Genomic DNA, 2,415 nt, shown 5'->3' on the forward strand with positions numbered 1-2,415 from the left:
ATTTCGGCCTCGGGCGCCCCGGCAGCAAGCAGAGCGAGCACGTCGGCCACCCGGATCCGCATGCCTCGGATGCACGGTCGGCCGCCACACTGCCCAGGGCGGAACGTGATGCGAGCTAGAAGTTCGGTGTCAGACATGGCAGGCTCTTATCAGGGCGAATGCAACAAGATAACGAGGAGCGCAAAATTGCGCCCCTCGCCAGCAACGAACCGCAGCTGACGACCCAAGGGTCAGCGGATGGTGGCACCCCCGCACGGCGGGCGCGGAACACTCTCGACCCTACGCTCAGGGTACCGGCTGGAGGACCGCGCGGACAAAGGTCGTGCGGACCGTGCAAGGCCGTCGCGGCACGTGGACCCGGGCCCTGCTGGCGATCTCATCGGGGATTTCCCTCCCGCCTGACCCCATCAGCTCGCCGGCGTGGACCAGCGGATCTGCCCCCGTAGCGCGGGGCCGCCACCCTCGCAGTGCTGCTCGAAGCGCAGCTCGACCTCGGTAATCTTGCCCGCGGTGTAGACGACCCGGTCCACGACGAACCACCCGGTAAGCGTGTTGCAGCCGCCCTGTCCGCCCCAGGAGAGGCCGCCTTTCAGCGGGTTGTGGAAGGGGTAGCGGCGCAGGTCACCGTAGTAACCCGGCTTCAGCTCGGTCAAGTTGTTCATGGCCTTGAACTCGCCCCGCCAGTTCTCGTCCGCGGCGACGTTGACGGTGAGGAGTCCGGCGTTGCTGCTGACGGAAAATGCACCCGTCTGATACAGGTACGTCTTCCCCCCGCCGATGTAATCGCCCGCATCGCTCTTGAGATAGACGTAGCTGCCGGTGGCCGGGACCGCTGAGGCATCCGCGCGCCAGAGCGTGCTCGGCGGCGGGTTCACCGGCTCGGGCGGCGTGGCGACATCCGCCGCGGACCAGCGGATCTGGCCGCGCAGCGCGGGGCCGCCCTCTTCGCAGTGCTGCTCGAAGCGCAGCTCGATCTCGGTGATCTTGCCCGCGGTGTAGACGACCCGGTCTACGACGAACCAGCCGGACAGCGTGTTGCACCCGCGCCCCTGCCCACTCCAGGAGAGGCCTCCCTCCAGCGGGTTGTGGAAGGGGTACCGGCGGAGGTCACCGTAGTAACCCGGCTTCAGCTCGGTCAGGTGGTTCATCGCCTTGAACTCGCCCCGCCAGTTCTCGTCCGCGGCGACGGTGACGGTCATGAGGCCGTCGCTGCCGCTCACGGCAAACGCGCCGGTCTGGTAGAGGTGCGTCCTCCCCCCTCCGACGAAGTCGCCCGCATCGCTTTTCAGGTATACGTAGCTGCCGCTGGCGGGGACCGCTGCGGCATCCGCCCGCCAGAGGTTGCTGGGAGGCGGGTTCACCGGAAGGGGCGGCGGAGGAACGTCCGCCGCGGACCAGCGGATCTGGCCGCGCAGCGCGGGGCCGCCCCCTTCGCAGTGCTGCTCGAAGCGCAGCGCGATCTCGGTCAGGTTCCCGCCAGCGTAGGTAACCTGATCGACGACGAACCACCCGGTGAGCATGTTGCAGTTGCGTCCTTCGCCGCCCCACGACATGCCGCCCTTCAGGCGATTGTGGAAGGGGTAGCGGCGAAGGTCGCCATAGTACCCGGGCTTCAGTTCGGTCAGGCTGTTCATCGCCTGGAAGTCGCCGCGCCAGGATTCCCTGGCGGTGACGCCCACCGAGAGAAGTCCTCCCGACGCGGTCACGGACAGCGCGCCACCGGGGTACGTGTACGACCTCCCTCCCGCGATGAAGTCCCCGATGTCGCTCTGCAGGTAAACGTAGTTGCCCGTCGCGGGAACCACTCCGGGGGCCGGGCGCCACAGGGTGCTCGGGGGCGGGTTCACCGGACCTGGTGGAACCGTCGGATCCGCGGCCGACCACTGAATTCTCCCGCGCAGGGCGGGAGTACTCCCTTCACAGTGCTGCTCGAAGCGAAGCTCGAGGGCGGTGAGCTGGTCCGCCTCGTAGGTGGCGCGCTCCACCGTGAGCGATGCCGAGAGCGTGTTGCACCCACGCCCTTCTCCGGCCCAGCTCAATCCACCGGCGGCGGGATCGTGGAACGGGGAACGGCTGAGGCCGGTGAAGGTGCCGGGGACGACCTTGTTGTGCTTGCTGGGGAGTACGAACTCTCCATCCCAATGCTGGTCGCCCTCCACCCGCACCGTGATCTTCCCCCCGGTCGCCTGTACGGCCAGCACGGCGTCGGACTTGGTGTAGCGGTAGGAGTGCCCTTGGCCGACGAAGTCGCCCGGGTCGCTGGCGATCTCCACGAAGCTGGGCGCTACCGGCGGTTCGGGAGTGCGGTCCGTCCCCGTTCCATCCTTTCCGCACGCGGCACCCACGAGTATGGAGATGGGGATCAGCAGGCGTGCGAGGCTCGTCATCGGGCGCATTGTAACGTGTTTCGCGGGA

2 protein-coding genes are annotated in these 2,415 nt (G+C 67.8%); both read right to left on the reverse strand.

All coding sequences use genetic code 11. From position 1 onward, the window contains the following. The coding region (locus VIB55_RS25510) for a DUF433 domain-containing protein (RefSeq protein ID WP_349263034.1) at positions 1 to 137 on the reverse strand (137 nt) is incomplete at its 3' end. 270 nt (positions 138 to 407) lie between these two features. Beyond that, entirely contained in the window at positions 408 to 2,387 is a 1,980-nt protein-coding gene (locus VIB55_RS14955; RefSeq protein WP_331877462.1) for a hypothetical protein, read from the reverse strand. Positions 2,388 to 2,415: the final 28 nt, after the last annotated feature.

The organism is Longimicrobium sp. (assembly GCF_036554565.1).
GTDB lineage: Bacteria > Gemmatimonadota > Gemmatimonadetes > Longimicrobiales > Longimicrobiaceae > Longimicrobium.